Genomic DNA, 17,953 nt, shown 5'->3' on the forward strand with positions numbered 1-17,953 from the left:
CCTAGAAGAATGCCTGGATGCCGGTCTGGGCGCGCCCGAGAATGAGCGCGTGCACATCATGCGTGCCCTCATAGGTGTTGACCGTTTCAAGGTTCTGCGCATGGCGCATGACGTGATAGCCGATCTGGATGCCGTTGCCGCCATGCATGTCACGGGCGACACGGGCGATATCCAGCGCCTTGCCGCAATTGTTGCGCTTGACCAGACTGATCATCTCCGGCGCCATCCGGTCTTCGTCCATCAGGCGGCCAACCCGCAGGCTGGCCTGCAGGCCGAGCGTGATTTCCGTCTGCATGTCAGCGAATTTCTTCTGGAACAGCTGCGTGGCCGCCAGCGGCTTGCCAAACTGCTTGCGGTCGAGGCCATATTGCACCGTGCGCTGCCAGCAATCTTCCGCCGCGCCCATCACGCCCCAGGAAATGCCGTAACGGGCACGGTTCAAGCAGCCGAACGGCCCCTTGAGGCCCGCAACATTGGGCAGAAGGTGCTCTTCGCCAACGACAACGCCGTCCATGACAACTTCACCGGTGATCGAGGCGCGCAAGGACAGCTTGCCGCCGATTTTCGGAGCGGAAAGACCTTTCATGCCCTTCTCGAGCACGAAGCCGCGAATCTGGCCGTCATGCGCATCGGACTTGGCCCAGATCACGAAGACATCGGCGATGGGCGAATTGGAAATCCACATTTTCGAGCCGGAAATCCGGTAGCCGTCGGCAACCTTTTCGGCGCGGGTCTTCATCCCGGCCGGATCGGAACCCGCATCCGGCTCGGTCAGGCCGAAGCAGCCGATCCACTCGCCCGATGCCAGTTTCGGCAGATATTTCCTGCGCTGTTCTTCCGAGCCATAGGCGTAGATCGGATACATGACCAGCGAGGACTGCACGCTCATCATCGAGCGATAGCCACTGTCGACACGCTCGACTTCGCGCGCAACCAGACCATAGGCGACATAGGACGCACCGGCGGTGCCATACTCTTCCGGCAGGGTGACGCCGAGAAGTCCAGCCTCGCCCATCATGCGGAAAAGCGCCGGATCGGTCTTTTCTTCAAGATAGGCTTCCTCGATACGCGGTGCCAGCTCTCCCTGCGCGAAAGCCCGCGCACTGTCCCGGATCATCCGTTCGTCTTCGGTCAACTGATCTTCCAGCAGAAACGGATCCGTCCAGACAAAGGAAGCTTTGGAATGCGCCATGTAATTTCCTCCATAATGCTTTTCCCAGACCTAGCACCAAAATCGCGTCGATGGCCAGATAGTTTTGGCTTAAAATATATTCCGGTGTGCTTTGGCCGCGACCAATTTCCGTCGCGGGACGAATCCCCTATATGTATGGCATGGCCATCAAACAGCTCACCGAAACCATCATCAACCAGATCGCAGCGGGTGAAGTCATCGAACGCCCTGCGAGCGTGGTGAAAGAGCTTGTCGAAAACGCCATCGATGCCGGGGCCACCCGCATCGAAGTGGTGACGGCGGGCGGCGGCAAGAACCTCATCCGCATCACCGACAATGGCTCAGGTATCCCTTCGGATGAACTGACACTGGCTGTTTCGCGTCATTGCACGTCCAAGCTGACGGATGACGTGCACGACATCCGGGCGCTGGGTTTCCGCGGCGAGGCCCTGCCCTCCATCGGCTCAGTATCGCGGCTATCGGTCAAATCCCGCACGGCACAGGCCGATTCCGGTTTCGAGATCAGCGTGCATGGCGGTCATATGGACGGCCCGCGTCCGGCGGCGATGAACAACGGCACGATTGCTGAGGTGCGCGACCTGTTCTTTGCCACGCCCGCGCGTCTCAAATTCATGAAGACGGACCGGGCCGAAGCTTCGGCCATCAGCGATATCGTCAAGCGGGTTGCCATTGCCTTCCCGCATATCCGCTTTTCCCTGGCGGGCAGCGACCGCACGCCGCTCGAGCTTGCGGCGACGGGTGTCGGCTCGGCCGGCATGCTGGAGCGGATTTCACAGGTTCTCGGCAGGGAATTCCCGGAGAACGCGCTTGCCATCGATGCGGAGCGCGACGGGGTACGCCTGACCGGATTTGCCGGGATACCCGCTTTCAACCGCGCCAACAGCCTGCACCAGTTTGCCTATGTCAATGGACGGCCGGTGCGCGACAAGCAGATATGGGGCGCCATCCGCGGCGCCTATGCGGATGTGATCTCGCGCGACCGGCACCCGGTCGTGGTGCTGTTCCTCAACCTCGATCCGGCGCTGGTTGACGTCAACGTGCACCCGGCGAAGGCCGATGTGCGCTTCCGCGATCCGGGCCTCGTGCGCGGACTGATCGTCGGCGCGATCCGTCAGGCGCTTGGCCAGTCCGGCATCCGCGCCGCCACCAGCGGGGCGGAGGCCATGCTGCAGTCCTTCCGGCTCGGCGGAGCGGAGCCTTTGCGTCCGGCCCAACCGGCACAGCACTGGCAAGGCGCCCCGTCGGTCAACCAGAACTATACAACCCAGCAGTCTGCCTTTCGCCCCATCACACCCGACCCGGCACCATCCTATACAAGCAACGGTTTCTCGGAACCGGTACGCAGCTTCCTGGCTGAAGCGGAAGTGCTGGCCACCGATACGCGGGCAAGCACTGCGGAGGCGCCGCACGCGCTGCTGGCTGCGCCGCTCGGCGCCGCACGCGCGCAGATACATGCCAATTACATCGTCTCGCAGACGGAAGACAGCCTCATCATCGTCGACCAGCACGCGGCACATGAGCGGCTTGTCTACGAGGCATTGAAGACGGCGCTGCATTCAAGACCCCTGCCCGCGCAGATGCTGCTCATTCCCGAGATCGTCGATCTGCCGGAAGAGGATGTGGAACGGCTTGTGGCCCATGCGGAAACCCTGTCGCGTTTCGGCCTCGGGGTCGAAGCCTTCGGCCCCGGTGCGGTTGCCGTGCGGGAAACCCCGTCCATGCTGGGCGAGATCGACGTGCAGCAACTCATCCGCGACCTTGCCGACGAGATTGCCGAACACGATACATCCGACGGTCTGAAAGCCATTCTCGATCATGTTGCCGCCACGATGGCCTGCCATGGCTCCGTGCGCTCCGGCCGGCGGCTGAAACCGGACGAGATGAATGCGCTGCTGCGCCAGATGGAAGACACGCCCGGCTCAGGCACGTGCAATCATGGCCGGCCCACCTATATCGAATTGAAGCTCACGGATATCGAGCGGTTGTTCGGCAGGCGCTGACGTCTTGACCCGCAGGGCATCTGCCGCCTAAATGAGCTGACGAAAAGAATTGGAAACCACCGGACAATGAACAGGTTTGAAGGCCCCGGCTCGCGCGAAGCCAAGATACGCTACCTCGACGGCGACTTTCAGGTGCTGTCGCCGGGCTCTTACGTGCTCTGCGCCGTGACGTCGGAAAAGATTGCGCTGGATGAACTGCGGTATTGGAGCGTTGCCCGCCAGGAAGCCTATGCGGATGCAACGATTTCGCTTGAGCGCGAGCTTGCAATGAACCCGTCGCTGCGCCAGCGCAGCAAGGCCTGACCGGTGATCAGTCGCCGGTCCACGCTTCTGGCCCTTGCCGCGATCGCGCTTCTGGGCGGCGGCTGCACCACGGTGGGCGCCAAACGCGAACCGGCCTATAGCGGACCGACCAAGACGATCAAGGGTTATCTGCGCGGATCGCCGCTGGCACGGCTTTCACCAAGCTCCGTCGTTTACATCACCGCCTATGACGCGACCAACGGCAACTCCAAACCCATGCCGGTGATCGGCGAGACAAGCTTCACGCTGGGCCGCAGCGGCTATTTCCCCATTGCCTATGAGATTGAGATACCGGCGGCGAAATCAGCACCAAAGGTCGCCTTGTCCGTGCAGATCGGTACGCCGGGACGAATCCTCTTTGCAAATGACCGGCAATACAGCCAGACAACCGGCCGCTCCATGGATATCCCCATGGGCGAAACGCCGCCACGCATACGCAACTTCCGTCGCGGGCTATGAGCGGCGAATAAAACGCAGGCGCGCTCTTTCCCGGGTTTCGCCGATGATACGCGATGCGGTCTGCGGGTGAGCAAAGACCAGCTCCACATCCAGCACCTGCGTTCTCGCGGCGAACTGCCTGGCGATTTCACTGCCATCGAGCAGGCGAACATGATCCTTCGCCGTAGTGATCAGGGTCAAACCTTCCGCATCGGCGCTTCTGACGAGTTCGGCGATCTCCTCGTCCGTATAGGGATGGTGATCCGGAAAGGGGCGCGCCTCAGTGATCACGCCCCCCGCCTCTTCCAGCGTGCGGAAGAATTTCGCGGGATCGCCGATGCCGGCAAAGGCAAGCAGCGGTTTATCAGCGACGCCGAGCACCGCCTTGGGTTGAAGCGTGGCTTCATATACCGGCTTGGCGGCGCGTGCAGCGTTCCTCACGAGATGGTCGGCGCCATTGGCCGATCCGATCTTGAGCAGGGCATCGGTGCGCACCAGCTGATCCGTCAGCGGCGCACGCAGCGGGCCGCCGGGAATGACATGGCCATTGCCGATACCCCGCCCCGCATCGACGACCATCAGCGCATAGTCGAAATGCAGGCGGGCACTCTGGAACCCGTCATCCATGATGATGAAATCGCATCCCGCCGCTTGCAGTGCAGTGGCCCCGGCAAAGCGGTCGGCGCATACAACCACCGGCGCATGGCGGGCAAGCAGCATGGGTTCATCGCCGACATGCCGGGCACTGTCATGATCGGGATCGACCCGGTGCAGTCCGGAGAAGGCGCCGCCATAGCCGCGCGAGACAATGCCGGGTTTCAGACCTGCGGCAACCGCGGCCTGCGCAAAGGCAATGGACGCCGGTGTCTTGCCCGCACCTCCGACGGTGAAATTACCGATGCACAAAACCGGCACCGGAACGGCAGGCGGCTTGGCGCGGCGCATGCGCCGTCGGGCGACCATACCGTATATCATCGACAGGGGGCTGAGGGCCCGCGCGCGCCAATCCGGCTTTTCCCACCAGAATGGAGGCGCTTCGCTGGTCATTTCCAGCCACCTTCACGGGCGTTCAATCGCGCCTTCAGCACCAGGGGCTGGATGAAGGGCTCGAGCGCCGTCATGGTCAGATCAAGCGAACCGCGCATGTCTTCGACCGTCTTCGTTCCCGCATCGATCATGACCTGGCGTTCAGCCGGATTGTTGAAGAGATAGTTGACCGCCCCAGCCAGCATGTCCTTGTCGCGGATGAGCTTGGCCGCCCCGTTCTTGATCAGGCGCTGGTAGGAATCGCGGAAATTCTGCACGTTGCGGCCCGAAAGGATCGCCGTCTTCAACATGGCGGGCTCCAGCGGATTCTGGCCACCCTGCGCCATGAGAGACCGTCCGACAAAAGCGATTTCCGTCAGCCGCAGATACAGGCCCATCTCGCCGATCGTATCGCCGAGATAGATGTCGGTATCCGGCGCGATGACATCGCCGCGGCTGCGCAGTGCCACCTTCATGCCGAGCTTTTCGATGTCTTCGGCAATTGCCGGCGCACGGTCGGGATGACGCGGCACGATAATGGTCAGAAGGTCGCGATGCCGGACCTTCAGCATGTGATGGACCTGCGCAACGACGTCTTCCTCACCCTGGTGGGTGGAAATGGCAGCCCAGGTCTTGCGCTTGCCGATCTGCCTCTGCAGAGCCTCAAGTTCCGACTCCACGACCGGCGGGATTGCCGTATCGACTTTCAGGTTGCCCGATACCGTGACCGGACGAGCACCGAGCGCGCGGAACCGTTCGCCGTCAATATCGGACTGGGCCACCACGTGGGCGAGATTTTCAAACAGCGCTTCGGCGATGGACGGCCGTTTCTGCCAGGCCGCAAAGGATTTGTCGGACAGGCGGCCATTGACCAGAACCTGCGGCACCCGCCGCAGCCCCAGTTCAAGAATGGTCATGGGCCAGATCTCGGACTCGCAGATCACAGCAAGATCAGGCTGCCAATGACTGAGGAACCGGTCAACCGCCGGTTTCAGATCGAGCGGCACATATTGATGGATGACCCGGTCACCCAAACGCTCCTGCACCATCTTGGCCGATGTCACGGTCCCGGTGGTGAGAACGACATTGATTCCCATGTCAACGATGGTCTCGACCAGCGGCGTGACGGCGGAGGTTTCACCGACGCTCGCCGCATGGACCCAAACCAGCGGTCCTGCCGGCCGCGCGACACTGGCCACGCCATAACGCTCGCCCTGACGCCCGCGTTCTTCCTTGCCCTTGCTGGCGCGGAAGGCGACATAGGCACCGACCGCCGGAAAGACCATGGCACCCACCCAGCGATAGGTACTCAGGACAATGCGCGCCCACCGTTCGCTCATGCCCGGCCATCCACAAGCGCCTGCACCCGTGCCGTATTGGCGTTCAGGCTGGCGGTCAATTCGACACGCTTGGCTTCAAGCATTGCATCATCAGCATCCTCGGGGACAAAGATCGGGTCGCCGACAATCAACCCTGACCTGCCGAATGGCAAGGGAATGGTTGTCTTATCCCAGCTCTTCTCGAGAATTTTCCTGCGCGATGTCATATAGCAGATGGGAATGATCGGGCGGCCCGACAGTTTGGCAAGGAGAATGACACCCTGACCGGAATCGCGGGGTGTCCCATGGGGAATATCAGCAATCATTGCCGCCGTCTTACCGTCCTTCAATGCCTTTTTCAGGGCGAGCAAGGCCCTTACCCCACCCTTTTCAATGCTTTTTGTAGGCTCCCGCCCGCCGGAACCGCGGATGATCTCCACACCGAACCGTTCAGCTACCCGTGCGTTGAGTTCCGCATCCTTGCTCTTGGAGAACATGGCGGCGAAGCGCACGCCGCGCGGCATCAGGAAGGGCGCCATCAGATGCTGGCCATGCCAGGCCACGGCAATGAACGGCTCACCGCCCCGCTTCATATCCTCCAGATCGGACGAGCCGGGCAGACGCGGGTTGGTGGCATTCACCAGCCGGAAAAACTGGGTAATCAGCCAGACCACCAGGAAGCGGACAAAACGCGACTTTGCCAGCGGCCCCCGGATGGAGCGCCAAAACCGTTTCAGCACCCCGTTCTTCTTGCGGGGCGCCTTGGCGGTTGCTGTGCTGTTATCAATCATGCCGTCGTCAATGCGTGACCGGAGAACCGGTCAGCTTGCCTTGCCCGTATCGGGATCGAGCAATTTGTGCATGTGCACGATGAAATAGCGCATATGGGCATTGTCGACCGTCTGCTGGGCCTTGGATTTCCAGGCACGCTGTGCCGTTTCGAAATTCGGATAGATGCCGACGATATCCAGCTTTTCCAGATCGCGGAATTCAACACCGCCGAGCTTCTTCAGTTCGCCGCCAAAAACCAGGTGAAGCAACTGCTTCGGTTCTGCTGTATTTTCGCTCATGGTCGCCCATCCGTTCAGTGATCAATCGTTAAAATTTAAGTCTGTTTAGCCGAAGGCGGTTTCGGCGACAACGTCCAACATGTTGTCCATCAATAAACCGCTGGCAGCGACAAGCGCACCATGGCGATAGTCACCCGTCTCGTTGTTGCGCAAACCATAGGTCAGCGGCTTGCCGTTCGCCGTCAGCACGTGACCGCCCGCCTCCGCAAGAATGAGATCGGCGGCCGCCAGATCCCAGTCATGGGAATTCGGCCGGACAAAGGTCCCGGCAATGTCACCCCGGGCCACCATGGCGATGCGATAGGCCAGCGAGGCGATGTAGGGCGCAGCGATCATGGATTGCTGGAAATGGTCAGGCAGCTTCTTGAGGAAAGGCCCCGGCCCCGCCACCTTGAACGGAACGCCGCTGGTGCTGACATGAATGGCCGCGCCGTTCTGTTCAGCCCCTTGCCCTGGGAGCGCTGTGATCGTCTGGCCGCGCGCCGGACATTCCAGCACGCCCGCCACCGGGCGGCCATCCTCGATAACCGCCACACTGACACACCAGACATCCGTTCCTTCGATGAAGGCGCGCGTGCCGTCGATGGGATCGACGACGAAAAAGCGCCGGCGCGGTGTTGCCGCGCGGTCATCGAGGGTTTCCTCGGAAATCCAGCCATAATCAGGCCGGGCGGTCAGAAGCATGTCCTTCAGGTATTTGTCCGCGGCAAGGTCGGCCTCGGTCACCGGTGAATTGCCGGTCTTCATCCAGACCTGCGGGTCCTGGCGGAAATAGGACAGGGCAATACGCCCGGCACCTTCCGCCGCTTCTCGGATCAGGGCAAGATCATCGCGATTTTTTTCACTTGCCGGCAAGAGTCATGCCTTCAATCAGGAGTGTCGGACTGGCAACGCCAAAATTACGGTCAATATCGTTCGCCGCGACCATGTTCAGGAACATATCCTTCAGATTGGACGCAAGCGTGACTTCACTGACGGGATAGGCCAGCTCGCCATTTTCAATCCAGTAACCGGAGGCGCCGCGGCTGTACTGTCCCGTGATCATATCGACGCCCTGGCCAAAAAGCTCCGTGACATAGAAGCCGTTGCCGACGGCGCGGATCAGGGCTTCGGGCGTTTCATCCCCCGGCTCGATGGCAAAATTGCTGGACGATGGAACAACCGTCGACCCCGAACGCACGCCCCGGCCATTGGTGCTCAGCCCCAATTCCTTGGCTGTGGACGTGGACAGGAACCAGTGCTTCAAAACACCGTTCTCGACCATGGTCAGTGCCTGGCCTTCAATTCCTTCGCCGTCGAAGGGCCGCGAGGACGAGCCGCGGATGCGCAGCGGATCATCCATGACGTTGATGCTGTCCGCGAGAATCTTCTGGCCCATACGGTCTTTCAGAAAACTGGTCTTGCGCGCAACCGACGCGCCATTGATGGCGCTGGAAAGATGGGACGCGATGCCGCGGGCCACGCGCGGATCGTAAACCACATTGACCACGCCGGTCTTGGCCTGCCGGGCACCCAGGCGCTTGACCGCGCGCGCGGCGGCGGAACGGCCGATGGCCGCCGGGTCCTCGAGTGCATCGAAATGCTGGCGCGAGGAAAAATCGTAGTCGCGTTCCATTGCGGTACCGGTGCCCGCGATGGCGCTGACCGACCGGGAAAAGCGCGAGCCCATGTAATGGCCAACGAAGCCGCCCGATGTGACCAGCACCATGCCGCCAAGCCCGGCGGAAGCCGATGCGCCGCCGGAATTGGTGATGCCTTCCACGCCAAGAGCCGCCGCTTCCGCAGCCAGTGCATCCTCGGTCAGCCGCGCGGCGGCGACAACCGTCGGATCAAAAAGGTCGAGGTCACGGATATCGCGCACCAGATTGGCCGGATCGGCCAGGCCTTCAAAGGCATCATCCGGCGAAACCCTGGCCATGGCCACGGCACGCTCGGCCAGAATTTTCGGATCGGAACCGGCGGTCGCCGATATGCTTGCCACTTTCCTGCCAACAAAGACGCGCAGGGAGAAATCGTCACTTTCCGAAGATTCGGTCGCCTCGACCTTGCCAAGCCTGACGCTGACACCCGTGGACCGCGAACGCACGACAACCGCATCGGCGGCGTCGGCTCCGGCCCGGCGTGCGGCTTCGACAAGCGCAGCGGCATTGTCAACGAATTCGCGGGAATTGGCCGGTTCGATCATATTCATCCCTAGAGTTGATTGCATGATAGGATGCAAGGACATATCTGACCAATGATCAGACAATGCACTGCCTCCTATATGGTGCAAATTGGGGTCTATCAAGGCAAACACTGGTAACATTCGCAACAGACTGGGTCAGGCTCATGCTTTCACAAAGCGGCAATCTCTACTTTCAGGCCCTGGCCCTGCTGGCCGGGGCGATCATTGCCGCCCCGTTGTTCAAACGGCTCGGGCTTGGAACCGTGCTCGGTTATCTCGCCGCGGGCCTGCTGATCGGGCCGCTGGCCAACCTCATCACCGATGGCGAGCAGGTTCTGCATTTTTCCGAACTGGGTGTAGTTTTCCTGCTGTTCGTGATCGGCCTCGAATTGAAACCCACGCGCCTGTGGAACATGCGCCATGCGATTTTCGGCCTCGGCGCGGCGCAGGTCATCGTCTCCGGCGCGGCATTGACCGGGCTTATCCTCGCCTTCCATCTCGTCAATTGGCAGGCGGCTCTGGTCATCGGCTTCGGCCTCGCGCTCTCGTCCACGGCATTCGCCATGCAGATATTGGAAGAGCGCGGCGAAACCAATATGCCGCACGGGCAGACTTCCTTCGCCATCCTGTTGTTTCAGGATCTGGCGATCGTTCCCCTGCTGGCCATGATTCCCGTGCTTGCACCCGGTTCCGCCCAGCATCAGGCGGACCCGCTTGGTAAATTCCTCATCGCCATCGTCTGCATCGGCGCCATCGTTGCGGTGGGCCGCTATCTCCTCAATCCGCTGTTCCGGTTCATCGCCAATACCGGCGCGCGCGAGGTGATGATTGCCGCCGCCCTGTTCGTCGTGCTCGGCGCCGCGCTTTTGATGCAGTTTGCCGGGCTGTCCATGGCCATGGGCGCGTTCATTGCCGGCGTCCTTCTGGCCGAATCGTCCTACCGGCACGAGCTGGAAGCGGACATTGAACCGTTCCGCGGTATTTTCCTCGGCCTGTTCTTCATGGCCGTCGGACTGTCGATTGACCTCAAGGTCATCCTTGCCGACTGGGAGGCGATTCTTCTCGCCGTTCCCGTGTTCATGGCGGTGAAGGCGCTTGTCGTCTACATCCTGGCGCGGCTGTTCCGGTGCAATCACAATGATGCGGTCCGCATCGCTTTCTTTCTGCCCCAGGGCGGTGAGTTCGGCTTCGTCCTGTTCACCACGGCGGCCGCTGCCGGATTGCTCAGCACCTCGACGGCATCGGAGATGATCGCGGTGGTCACACTGTCCATGGCCGTCATGCCGCTATCGGTCGCTCTCGGCAACCGCTTCCTTGTTGCCGCCCATGCGGAAGAACAGATCGACGAGGATTTCGACGGAGCCGCCGGTGCCGACGTGCTGATGATCGGCTTTTCCCGCTACGGACAGATCGCCGCGCAGATCCTTTTGGCGGGCGGCACCAGCGTCACGCTGATCGACGCTTCGGCCGACCGCATCCGCGCTGCCTCGAAATTCGGCTTCCGCATCTATTTCGGTGACGGCACGCGCAAGGAAGTGCTGGAGGCCGCCGGTATCCGCCAGGCGAAAATCGTTGCCATCTGTACGCACAAGAAAGAGACCACCGACCGGATCGTCGAGCTTATCCAGTCGGAATATCCCGATATCAAGCTGTTCGTGCGTTCCTATGACCGGGGGCACACGCTGAAACTGCGCGCCCGCGGCGTACAGTACGAATTGCGCGAGACCTTTGAATCAGGCTTGCTGTTCGGCCGCCGCACGCTTGAAGAGCTCGGAACCAGCGAAGATGTGGCCTACGAGATCATGGAAGACATCCGCCGCCGTGACGAGGACCGGCTGCACATCCAGGCGTCCGAAGGGTTGATGGCAGGCAATGACCTGCTGCTGACCCGCCCGGTGACGCCGGAGCCGCTGATCAAGCCAACGCGCGAATCCAAGCGCATCGATACGGAAGAAATGCTTCCCGATCCCGAACCGGCGGAGTGAGATCGGTAAGACTACGGATTCTGATGACGCGCTGATCCTGCTAGAAAGCAACGAACGCACAGTCAGCAAGGCTCATTTATCATGGTCACATTCGCAATCGCAGTCGCCCCTACACCGGACCCCGCCCTGCATCGCGGGTTGTTTCGAACCGAAAAGCGCAACCGTCTCGCCATGGCGCTGCTGTGGTATGGCATGGCGGCGTTCGGGATGATCTTCTGGTGGGCCGTCTATCTTGAGGTCATGTCGTTTCTGTAAATGGACGTGGCCGACGAAACCGGCCATCTCCGGAACATAGGCTGCTATTCCTGTTCGGCATGTTCCGTATAGGCAATGGCGGCATCAACGGCGCGCTTCAATTCGTCCTTGATGCCGATTGACTCGCGCAGCACCTGTTCAACCCGCAGAAAATCCAGCACGCCAAAGCGGGCAACGCTGGGACGCAGGAAGATCGCCGGCGGATCGGTCCGCAACCGCGTCGCGATGATCGACTGCATCATCAGCTGGCTGGCACCGAACATCGCATCAATCGACGACGGAAACTTGCGGCCATCGCCCTCCGGGCCGCCGACAACATCGATGCCGATCACGAACTGGGCCTTGTCCTTCAAATGATCGAAGGGCACGGGATTGTAGATCCCGCCGTCGATCAGCACACGGTCGTCGCGGCGCACCGGCCGGAACAGCGCCGGGATGGCAGCGGAAGCCGCTATGGCGTTGAAAAGATCACCCTCGTGGATGGGAATTTCCCGCTGGCCGTAAAAATCCGTTGCGGTGACGCTGAGCGGGATGGGCAGTTCCTCGAACGTATCGGGTATCTGTTCGGGCAGGAAGGTCTTGAGCAGCTTTTCAATATTGAACTGGCTGAAGCGGATGCCACCGCCGAACATTTCGCCGAAGGTTGCCGGGCGCAGGCGCCAGAGCCGCGCGGCGATTTCGGCGCGCCGCGACAATGTTGCCACCGCATAGTCGCGAATATCCCGGCCGGACATGCCGGCCGCCATGCCCGCACCCATGATGGCACCGATGGAGGAACCGGAAATGGCCACCGGCCTGATGCCAAGCTCATCCAGCGCCTCGATGACATTGATATGCGCAAGCCCCCTCGCCCCGCCGCCGCCAAAGGCAATGGCAAAGCTTGGTGAACTGCTGACAACGCTGGTTCCCGCAGAACCGGAAACACTTTCGAGATCGCGTGCGCTCATGACAAATCCCCGGTTGATCAGGATTGGGGCGGCCCGATGATCAGAATGGCCGGATCGGTTTCAAGCAGTTTCCGCGCCGCGGCCTTCACCTGATCCAATGTCACAGCATTGATCAGATCCGCGCGCTTGTCGATATAGTCGCGGCCCAGATGCTCATCCTGCAGGCCGAGCAACGTGCTGGCGACCGCCGACGACGAATCCAGATTGTTGATGGCATAGGAGCCGACAAGATATTTCTTGGCCTCGGCCAGCTCCTGCCCGGTCGGGCCATCCTTGGCCATGCGGGCAACCTCGTCCTTGAGGATCTGCAGCGTCTCCCCGGCTCTGTCGGAGCGGGTGGCCGTGGAGATGGTCAGGGCGGCCATGTGGTCCCTGCTGATGAGGGCTGAACCGGCGGAATAGGCCAGGCCGCGCTTCTCGCGCACTTCGCTGTAAATTCTTGAGGAGAAAGTGCCGCCGCCCAGAATGTGGTTCATGATGTAGGCGGGGAAGAAATCCGCATCCTGACGCCGTACGCCCGGATAGACCATGGAAATGGATGTCTGCGGCAGGGGATAATCGACACGGGTGGTCTTGCCCAATGCCAGCTTGGCATCGTCAATGGGATCAAGCTGGGCCTTTTCCGGCAGGTCGCCGAATACCTTGTCGAGCAGCGGTCCCAGCTGTTCGGCGCTGATCGCGCCGACAACGCCGACGATAAGCTTGTCGCGGGCAAAGACCCGCTTGTGATAGGCGGCGAGATCATCGCGGGTGATCGATGCCAGGCTGGCCTCGGTGCCCTGCGACTGGCGGCCATAGGGGTGATCGCCATACAGCGCTTCAGCAAACTTGCGGCCGGCAATGGTGTTCGGATCGCGCTCGGCAGCCTTGATGTTGGCGACCACCTGCTGGCGAATACGGTCAATCGGCGCCTGATCGAAGCGCGGCGTGTTGACCGCGAGGGCCAGCAGATCGACGGCTTCATCGCGCTTGTCGGACAGCATGCGCATGGCGCCGGAAATGCGGTCATCCCCGGCCGTAAAACCCATTTCGGCGCCGACATTGTCGAGCTTTTCCTGAAACGTATCGGAATCGAGACTGCCCGCACCTTCATCGAAAAGGCCGGTCATCAGATTGGCAAGGCCTTCCTTGCCCTTGGGGTCCTGCGCCGAACCGCCCTGGAAGGAAAATTGCAGCGCAATCAGCGGAACAAAATCATCCTGCACCAGCCAGGCGCGAATCCCCTTGGGCGACACGACTTCCTTGATCTCCACCGCGTAGACAGGTGCGGCGGCGAGAAAGACCAGCAGCAAGGCAGCGGCCATCCGGTTGAAAGCGGGCGTCAACAGGCGGATCATTGGATGACTCCCTCGGTCTGTGGTTGCATCGGTGCGGTCTCACCCGTCGACGGTATCTTCTCGTCAGGCTTGCCGTTCTCCGGCATCAGGTAGCTGGTCACCGAGCGCGAATCGACGAGATAGCGCTTGGCCACATCCTGAATATCCTGAACCTTCACCGCCTGAATGCGATCCGGCCATTCCTGAATATCCTTGATCGTCTGACCGGTCGACAGCGTCGAGCCATAGATGCGGGCCATGCCCGCCTGGCTGTCCCGGGCAAAGATAACGCTTTTCAGAAAGCGGTTGCGGGCCTTTTCCAGTTCATCGGCTGTAATGCCGTCCTTGATGATGCGGGCAATCTGCGCGTCCATGCCGGCTTCCACCTGCTGCAGGGAGGCTGAACCGCGCGGGGCGCCGTAGACGGCAAATGTCCCGTCATCGAGCGCACCGCCCTGATAATAGACGCCAGCGCTGGCGGCCAATCCGTCCTGCACGACCAGCGCCTGATAAACGCGGCTGCGCGTGGAGCCGCCGAGGATTTCGCTCAGGAGATCGAGCGCCTCGGCTTCACCGGGCTTGGCATTGTTATAGGAAGGCACCAGCCATATTTTCTGGAAGCTCGGCTGCGATACGCGCGGGTCGGCAAGCGACACGGTGCGCTTGGTGTTCTGTTCCGGTTCCTGCGGCCGCATGCGCTGGCCGGGTTCCGAACGGCGCGGCACCTTGCCATAGGTCTTTTCCGCCAGCGTCCTGACCTCGGCCGCATCGACATCGCCCGAGACAACGAGCGTCGCATTGTTCGGCGTGTAGAATTTTTCGTAGAAGGCGAGCGCATCCTTGAGGTTGAGCTGCTGCATCTCGTGCAACCAGCCGATCACCGGGAAACGGTAGGGATGGTTCTGATAGAGCGTCGCGTTGACCTCTTCGGACAGCAGGGCGGCGGGATTGGTATCGGTGCGCGAACGGCGCTCTTCAAGCACCACGTCGCGCTCGGTCTTCACCACATCCTCGTTGAGGATGAGGTTTTCCATGCGATCCGCCTCATAGGTCATCACCATTTCAAGCGCCTGCGGCGACACCTGCTGGAAGAATGCGGTGTAATCATAGGAGGTGAACGCATTCTCGCGGCCGCCGATTTCAGCCACCTTGCGGGAGAACTCGCCTGCCGGATAGGTTTTGGTCGCCTTGAACATCAGGTGTTCGAAGAAATGCGCAATGCCTGACTTGCCCGGCTCTTCGTCGGCTGACCCCACATGATACCAGAGCATATGGGTAACGACGGGGGCGCGATGATCGGGAATCACCACCACGTCCAAACCGTTCTCCAGGCGGAAGGACGAGACACCGGCGCTATCGGCTTTCTGGACCTCAGCAGTCAGTTGCGCCATCGTCTGGGCATGGGCGGGAAGGATGAAACCGGCAGTCGATAATGTTCCGGCCAAAACGAATGCCGCAATGGCGCGGCTTAATATTTGCGGCATCAGTCTTCCTTCGCAATCCTGTTCGAAACCGGAGCAAGTCTGATCCGGTCGCCCGATTTAGCCGCTCAACGTGACAAATCGTATGATTGTTCCGCCATAGTGACGTTCTTCGGCCACCGAGAACCGCGAATCGAGGTTGATTACGGCTTCGGCTTCTTCTTCAAGCACGAGAAGTGTGTCGGGATTGAGCCAACCGCCTTCAAGCGCCGATGTGAAGGCAAGTTCGCCAAGGCCCTTGCCATAGGGCGGGTCGGCGAAAACGAGGTCAAAGGGTTCTATTGTTCCGGCATCACCGAGTTTGGCGGCATCGCGGCGGAAAATCTTGGTATTGCCAAGCAAACCGAAGGCCTCGACATTGGTACGGATCAGGCCGCGCCCTTCCGTCGACTCCTCGATGAAGACACCATAGCGCGCGCCCCGGGACATGGCTTCAAGCCCCAGAGCGCCGGTGCCGGCAAAAAGATCCAGCACGCGGGTCGCTTCAAACTTTTCCGGATAATTGTGCACCAGAATGTTGAAAAGGCTTTCCCGCGTCCGGTCCGTGGTTGGCCGGATGGCATTGGTACTCGGCGTCGCCAAGGCCCGCCCGCGAAATTTGCCGCCGACAATCCGCATGAAGTCCACGCCTATGGCTTGGGCTTGCGTGGCGGACGGCCTGCGCCGCCGCCGGAACCGCCGCGCGGACCTTTTGGTCCGCCATAGGGCCGGTCACCGGAGCGGCCGTCCTGCCGGGTCGGGCGGCCGCTGGTGCCGTATGGACGTTCGGCGCGATTGGGGCGCTCGGACTGGAAGGACGGCTTGCCGCCAGCGGCTTCCCGCTCTTTCAGTTCGGCGCGTTCGCGCTTGCCCACCCGTGGCGGGCGAGGCGGGCGCGGACCACCACGAGAACCTTCCGGCCGGTCCGATCCGAAAGAACGTTTTGGACGCTCGGCCCGCTCGTCATCGCCGCGGGGCGGACGCGGGGCATAGCTGCGCGGCTTGTCGCCGCCCGCATAGCCGCTGGCAGGACGTTCACGCTGCGGCCGGTCACCCGCAGGACGCGCGGAACCTTCCTCGAAACGGCGCGGCCGCTCTGCGCGCGGCGCATCGGAATGGCGGCGCTCGCCGCGCGGTTCGCCGGTCTTTGCCTTGGGCTTGCCAACCGGGCGGGCACCCGGCGCCATCCAGACATTGGCCGAGCGGGCTCGTGGAGGCACGGCCTCTTCGGCCTTTGCGCCGCGCGCACCCTTGGCGCCTGCGGCATCGCGCGGCTTGCGGTCGTCCGCACGCGGTGCACGGGCCGGACGTTCGTCGCGGCCGCCGCGTGCATCGCGCGAGGCACCGGGCCGTTCGCTGCGATCGGTCGTCAGGCGTGACAGGCCTTCTTCACGCCTTTCGTCCTTGGACTTACGCGGGCCACGGCTTTTCGCCACCGGCGCACTCGATATCCATTCGGAGGAACGGCGCGCCGGGCGATCGGCAACCGGTTGCTGCACCGCTTCGCCCTTCACCGCATCATTGGAAAAGACATTGATGATCGGCGCATCGAAATCCGCACCGGATTCTTCGATCAGGCGCTCGCCGAGCTGATCGCGCAGCGTGCGGCCGTTCATTTCGCGCACCGAACCCTCGGGCAGATCGCCAAGCTGGAACGGTCCGTAGGAAATGCGGATCAAGCGATTGACGGACAGGCCAAGGGCGCCGAGCACATTCTTGACTTCGCGGTTCTTGCCCTCGCGCAGACCCATCATGATCCACACGTTCGAGCCCTGCTCGCGTTCAAGCGTGGCTTCGATCGCGCCATAGAACACGCCTTCGACGGCAATGCCGTCTTTCAGCGTATCCAGCTTTTCCTGGGTCACGCTGCCATGGGCGCGCACGCGGTAGCGGCGCAGCCAGCCGGTGGACGGCAATTCAAGCGCACGCGACAGGCCGCCATCATTGGTCAGCAGCAGAAGGCCTTCCGTGTTGATATCCAGACGTCCGACGGAAAGGACACGCGGCATATCCTTGGGCAGGGATTCAAAAACCGTCTGGCGCCCTTCCGGGTCGCGGTTGGTCGTCACCAGACCGGCCGGCTTGTGATAGAGCCACAGGCGCGTGCGCTCCTTCTGTGGCAATGGCTTGCCATCGACTTCGATGCGGTCTTCGCGCTTGACATTGATCGCGGGGCTGGCAAGCACCTTGCCATTGACCGAGATACGGCCGGCAGCAATCATCGTTTCGGCTTCGCGGCGCGAGGCTATGCCTGCGCGGGCCAAGCGCTTGGCGATGCGTTCGCTCTCATCAACCGGCGCATCCTCGTGCGATGACCTGCGCGGACCGCGCGTCGCGGGATCCCGCGCCCCGTCATCGAACTTGCGCGGAGCCGGACGGCCACCGCGACCGCCATCGGCGCCCTTCTTGTCGAAGCTGCGCTTTTCAAAGGGACGTTTACCGCCCTTTCCGTCATCATTTGAACTGGTCATGGAATGT

17 protein-coding genes are annotated in these 17,953 nt (G+C 61.6%); 5 read left to right on the forward strand and 12 right to left on the reverse strand.

Going from position 1 to position 17,953, the window contains the following annotated elements; translation table 11 throughout:
• Position 1: 1 nt before the first annotated feature.
• On the reverse strand, positions 2-1,192 hold the full coding sequence (locus C5750_RS20425; protein WP_105736209.1) for an acyl-CoA dehydrogenase: 1,191 nt from the start codon (positions 1,190-1,192) through the stop codon (positions 2-4).
• Positions 1,193-1,332: 140 nt separating this feature from the next.
• Between C5750_RS20425 and mutL the strand changes: the two genes are divergently transcribed.
• From mutL to C5750_RS20440, 3 genes are all read left to right on the forward strand, one after another.
• Complete coding sequence (mutL, locus tag C5750_RS20430) at positions 1,333-3,192, forward strand: DNA mismatch repair endonuclease MutL (RefSeq protein ID WP_105736726.1); 1,860 nt, start codon at positions 1,333-1,335, stop codon at positions 3,190-3,192.
• A gap of 66 nt (positions 3,193-3,258) precedes the next feature.
• The gene (locus C5750_RS20435; RefSeq protein WP_105736211.1) at positions 3,259-3,495 is read left to right on the forward strand and encodes a DUF2093 domain-containing protein; all 237 of its coding nucleotides are present in this window, start codon (positions 3,259-3,261) and stop codon (positions 3,493-3,495) included.
• A 3-nt stretch (positions 3,496-3,498) separates the two neighbouring features.
• Positions 3,499-3,954, forward strand: coding sequence for a hypothetical protein (locus C5750_RS20440; RefSeq protein ID WP_105736213.1), 456 nt, complete (start codon positions 3,499-3,501; stop codon positions 3,952-3,954).
• On the opposite strand, the gene lpxK is transcribed toward C5750_RS20440, so the two are convergent.
• Genes lpxK through C5750_RS20470 form a run of 6 tightly spaced genes read right to left on the reverse strand, consistent with a single transcriptional unit; the run spans position 3,949 to position 9,533 of the window.
• On the reverse strand, positions 3,949-4,980 hold the full coding sequence (gene lpxK / locus C5750_RS20445; protein ID WP_105736215.1) for a tetraacyldisaccharide 4'-kinase: 1,032 nt from the start codon (positions 4,978-4,980) through the stop codon (positions 3,949-3,951). The two genes, C5750_RS20440 and lpxK, sit on opposite strands and share 6 nt — an antisense overlap.
• Positions 4,977-6,299: a lipid IV(A) 3-deoxy-D-manno-octulosonic acid transferase gene (gene waaA / locus C5750_RS20450; protein WP_105736217.1), complete on the reverse strand. Its 1,323-nt coding sequence runs from the start codon at positions 6,297-6,299 to the stop codon at positions 4,977-4,979. The genes lpxK and waaA overlap by 4 nt, the downstream gene beginning before the upstream one ends.
• Positions 6,296-7,069 (reverse strand): lysophospholipid acyltransferase family protein, encoded by a 774-nt coding sequence (locus C5750_RS20455; protein ID WP_105736219.1) that lies wholly within the window; start codon positions 7,067-7,069, stop codon positions 6,296-6,298. Before C5750_RS20455 ends, waaA begins: the two co-directional genes overlap by 4 nt.
• A gap of 30 nt (positions 7,070-7,099) precedes the next feature.
• Positions 7,100-7,348: a DUF4170 domain-containing protein gene (locus tag C5750_RS20460; protein WP_105736221.1), complete on the reverse strand. Its 249-nt coding sequence runs from the start codon at positions 7,346-7,348 to the stop codon at positions 7,100-7,102.
• Positions 7,349-7,393: 45 nt separating this feature from the next.
• A complete protein-coding gene (locus tag C5750_RS20465; RefSeq protein ID WP_105736223.1) occupies positions 7,394-8,203 on the reverse strand; it encodes a 3'(2'),5'-bisphosphate nucleotidase CysQ in 810 nt (269 codons plus the stop codon).
• Positions 8,190-9,533, reverse strand: a complete 1,344-nt coding sequence (locus tag C5750_RS20470) for a TldD/PmbA family protein (protein ID WP_105736728.1) — start codon at positions 9,531-9,533, stop codon at positions 8,190-8,192. Before C5750_RS20470 ends, C5750_RS20465 begins: the two co-directional genes overlap by 14 nt.
• A gap of 143 nt (positions 9,534-9,676) precedes the next feature.
• Between C5750_RS20470 and C5750_RS20475 the strand changes: the two genes are divergently transcribed.
• Together C5750_RS20475 and C5750_RS26645 are read left to right on the forward strand one after the other, a co-directional pair.
• The gene (locus C5750_RS20475; RefSeq protein WP_105736225.1) at positions 9,677-11,497 is read left to right on the forward strand and encodes a monovalent cation:proton antiporter-2 (CPA2) family protein; all 1,821 of its coding nucleotides are present in this window, start codon (positions 9,677-9,679) and stop codon (positions 11,495-11,497) included.
• A gap of 81 nt (positions 11,498-11,578) precedes the next feature.
• Positions 11,579-11,752: a hypothetical protein gene (locus tag C5750_RS26645; protein ID WP_158531267.1), complete on the forward strand. Its 174-nt coding sequence runs from the start codon at positions 11,579-11,581 to the stop codon at positions 11,750-11,752.
• 44 nt (positions 11,753-11,796) lie between these two features.
• Here the strand turns inward: C5750_RS26645 and C5750_RS20480 are convergent, their stop codons facing one another.
• From C5750_RS20480 to C5750_RS20500, 5 genes are read right to left on the reverse strand one after another with little or no spacing between them, the layout of a single operon-like run.
• Positions 11,797-12,699: a patatin-like phospholipase family protein gene (locus C5750_RS20480; RefSeq protein ID WP_105736227.1), complete on the reverse strand. Its 903-nt coding sequence runs from the start codon at positions 12,697-12,699 to the stop codon at positions 11,797-11,799.
• Positions 12,700-12,716: 17 nt separating this feature from the next.
• Positions 12,717-14,036, reverse strand: a complete 1,320-nt coding sequence (locus tag C5750_RS20485; protein WP_105736229.1) for a M16 family metallopeptidase — start codon at positions 14,034-14,036, stop codon at positions 12,717-12,719.
• The gene (locus C5750_RS20490; RefSeq protein ID WP_105736231.1) at positions 14,033-15,499 is read right to left on the reverse strand and encodes a M16 family metallopeptidase; all 1,467 of its coding nucleotides are present in this window, start codon (positions 15,497-15,499) and stop codon (positions 14,033-14,035) included. The genes C5750_RS20485 and C5750_RS20490 overlap by 4 nt, the downstream gene beginning before the upstream one ends.
• Before the next feature lie 57 nt (positions 15,500-15,556).
• A complete protein-coding gene (gene rsmD / locus C5750_RS20495; RefSeq protein WP_105736730.1) occupies positions 15,557-16,114 on the reverse strand; it encodes a 16S rRNA (guanine(966)-N(2))-methyltransferase RsmD in 558 nt (185 codons plus the stop codon).
• Between the two features lie 11 nt (positions 16,115-16,125).
• Positions 16,126-17,946, reverse strand: a complete 1,821-nt coding sequence (locus C5750_RS20500) for a pseudouridine synthase (RefSeq protein WP_105736233.1) — start codon at positions 17,944-17,946, stop codon at positions 16,126-16,128.
• Between the last annotated feature and the right edge of the window lie 7 nt (positions 17,947-17,953).

Origin of the sequence: Phyllobacterium myrsinacearum (assembly GCF_002980555.1) — a bacterium.
In the GTDB taxonomy this organism is placed as follows: Bacteria; Pseudomonadota; Alphaproteobacteria; order Rhizobiales; family Rhizobiaceae; genus Phyllobacterium; species Phyllobacterium myrsinacearum.

Bases quoted from the DNA above. Each gene is read 5' to 3' on its own strand.
- C5750_RS20425 (WP_105736209.1), bottom strand. From the start codon at position 1,192: ATGGCGCATTCCAAAGCTTCCTTTGTCTGGACGGATCCGTTTCTGCTG.
- mutL (WP_105736726.1), top strand. From the start codon at position 1,333: ATGGCCATCAAACAGCTCACCGAAACCATCATCAACCAGATCGCAGCG.
- C5750_RS20435 (WP_105736211.1), top strand. From the start codon at position 3,259: ATGAACAGGTTTGAAGGCCCCGGCTCGCGCGAAGCCAAGATACGCTAC.
- lpxK (WP_105736215.1), bottom strand. From the start codon at position 4,980: ATGACCAGCGAAGCGCCTCCATTCTGGTGGGAAAAGCCGGATTGGCGC.
- waaA (WP_105736217.1), bottom strand. From the start codon at position 6,299: ATGAGCGAACGGTGGGCGCGCATTGTCCTGAGTACCTATCGCTGGGTG.
- C5750_RS20455 (WP_105736219.1), bottom strand. From the start codon at position 7,069: ATGATTGATAACAGCACAGCAACCGCCAAGGCGCCCCGCAAGAAGAAC.
- C5750_RS20460 (WP_105736221.1), bottom strand. From the start codon at position 7,348: ATGAGCGAAAATACAGCAGAACCGAAGCAGTTGCTTCACCTGGTTTTT.
- C5750_RS20470 (WP_105736728.1), bottom strand. From the start codon at position 9,533: ATGATCGAACCGGCCAATTCCCGCGAATTCGTTGACAATGCCGCTGCG.
- C5750_RS20475 (WP_105736225.1), top strand. From the start codon at position 9,677: ATGCTTTCACAAAGCGGCAATCTCTACTTTCAGGCCCTGGCCCTGCTG.
- C5750_RS26645 (WP_158531267.1), top strand. From the start codon at position 11,579: ATGGTCACATTCGCAATCGCAGTCGCCCCTACACCGGACCCCGCCCTG.
- C5750_RS20480 (WP_105736227.1), bottom strand. From the start codon at position 12,699: ATGAGCGCACGCGATCTCGAAAGTGTTTCCGGTTCTGCGGGAACCAGC.
- C5750_RS20485 (WP_105736229.1), bottom strand. From the start codon at position 14,036: ATGATCCGCCTGTTGACGCCCGCTTTCAACCGGATGGCCGCTGCCTTG.
- C5750_RS20490 (WP_105736231.1), bottom strand. From the start codon at position 15,499: ATGCCGCAAATATTAAGCCGCGCCATTGCGGCATTCGTTTTGGCCGGA.
- rsmD (WP_105736730.1), bottom strand. From the start codon at position 16,114: ATGCGGATTGTCGGCGGCAAATTTCGCGGGCGGGCCTTGGCGACGCCG.
- C5750_RS20500 (WP_105736233.1), bottom strand. From the start codon at position 17,946: ATGACCAGTTCAAATGATGACGGAAAGGGCGGTAAACGTCCCTTTGAA.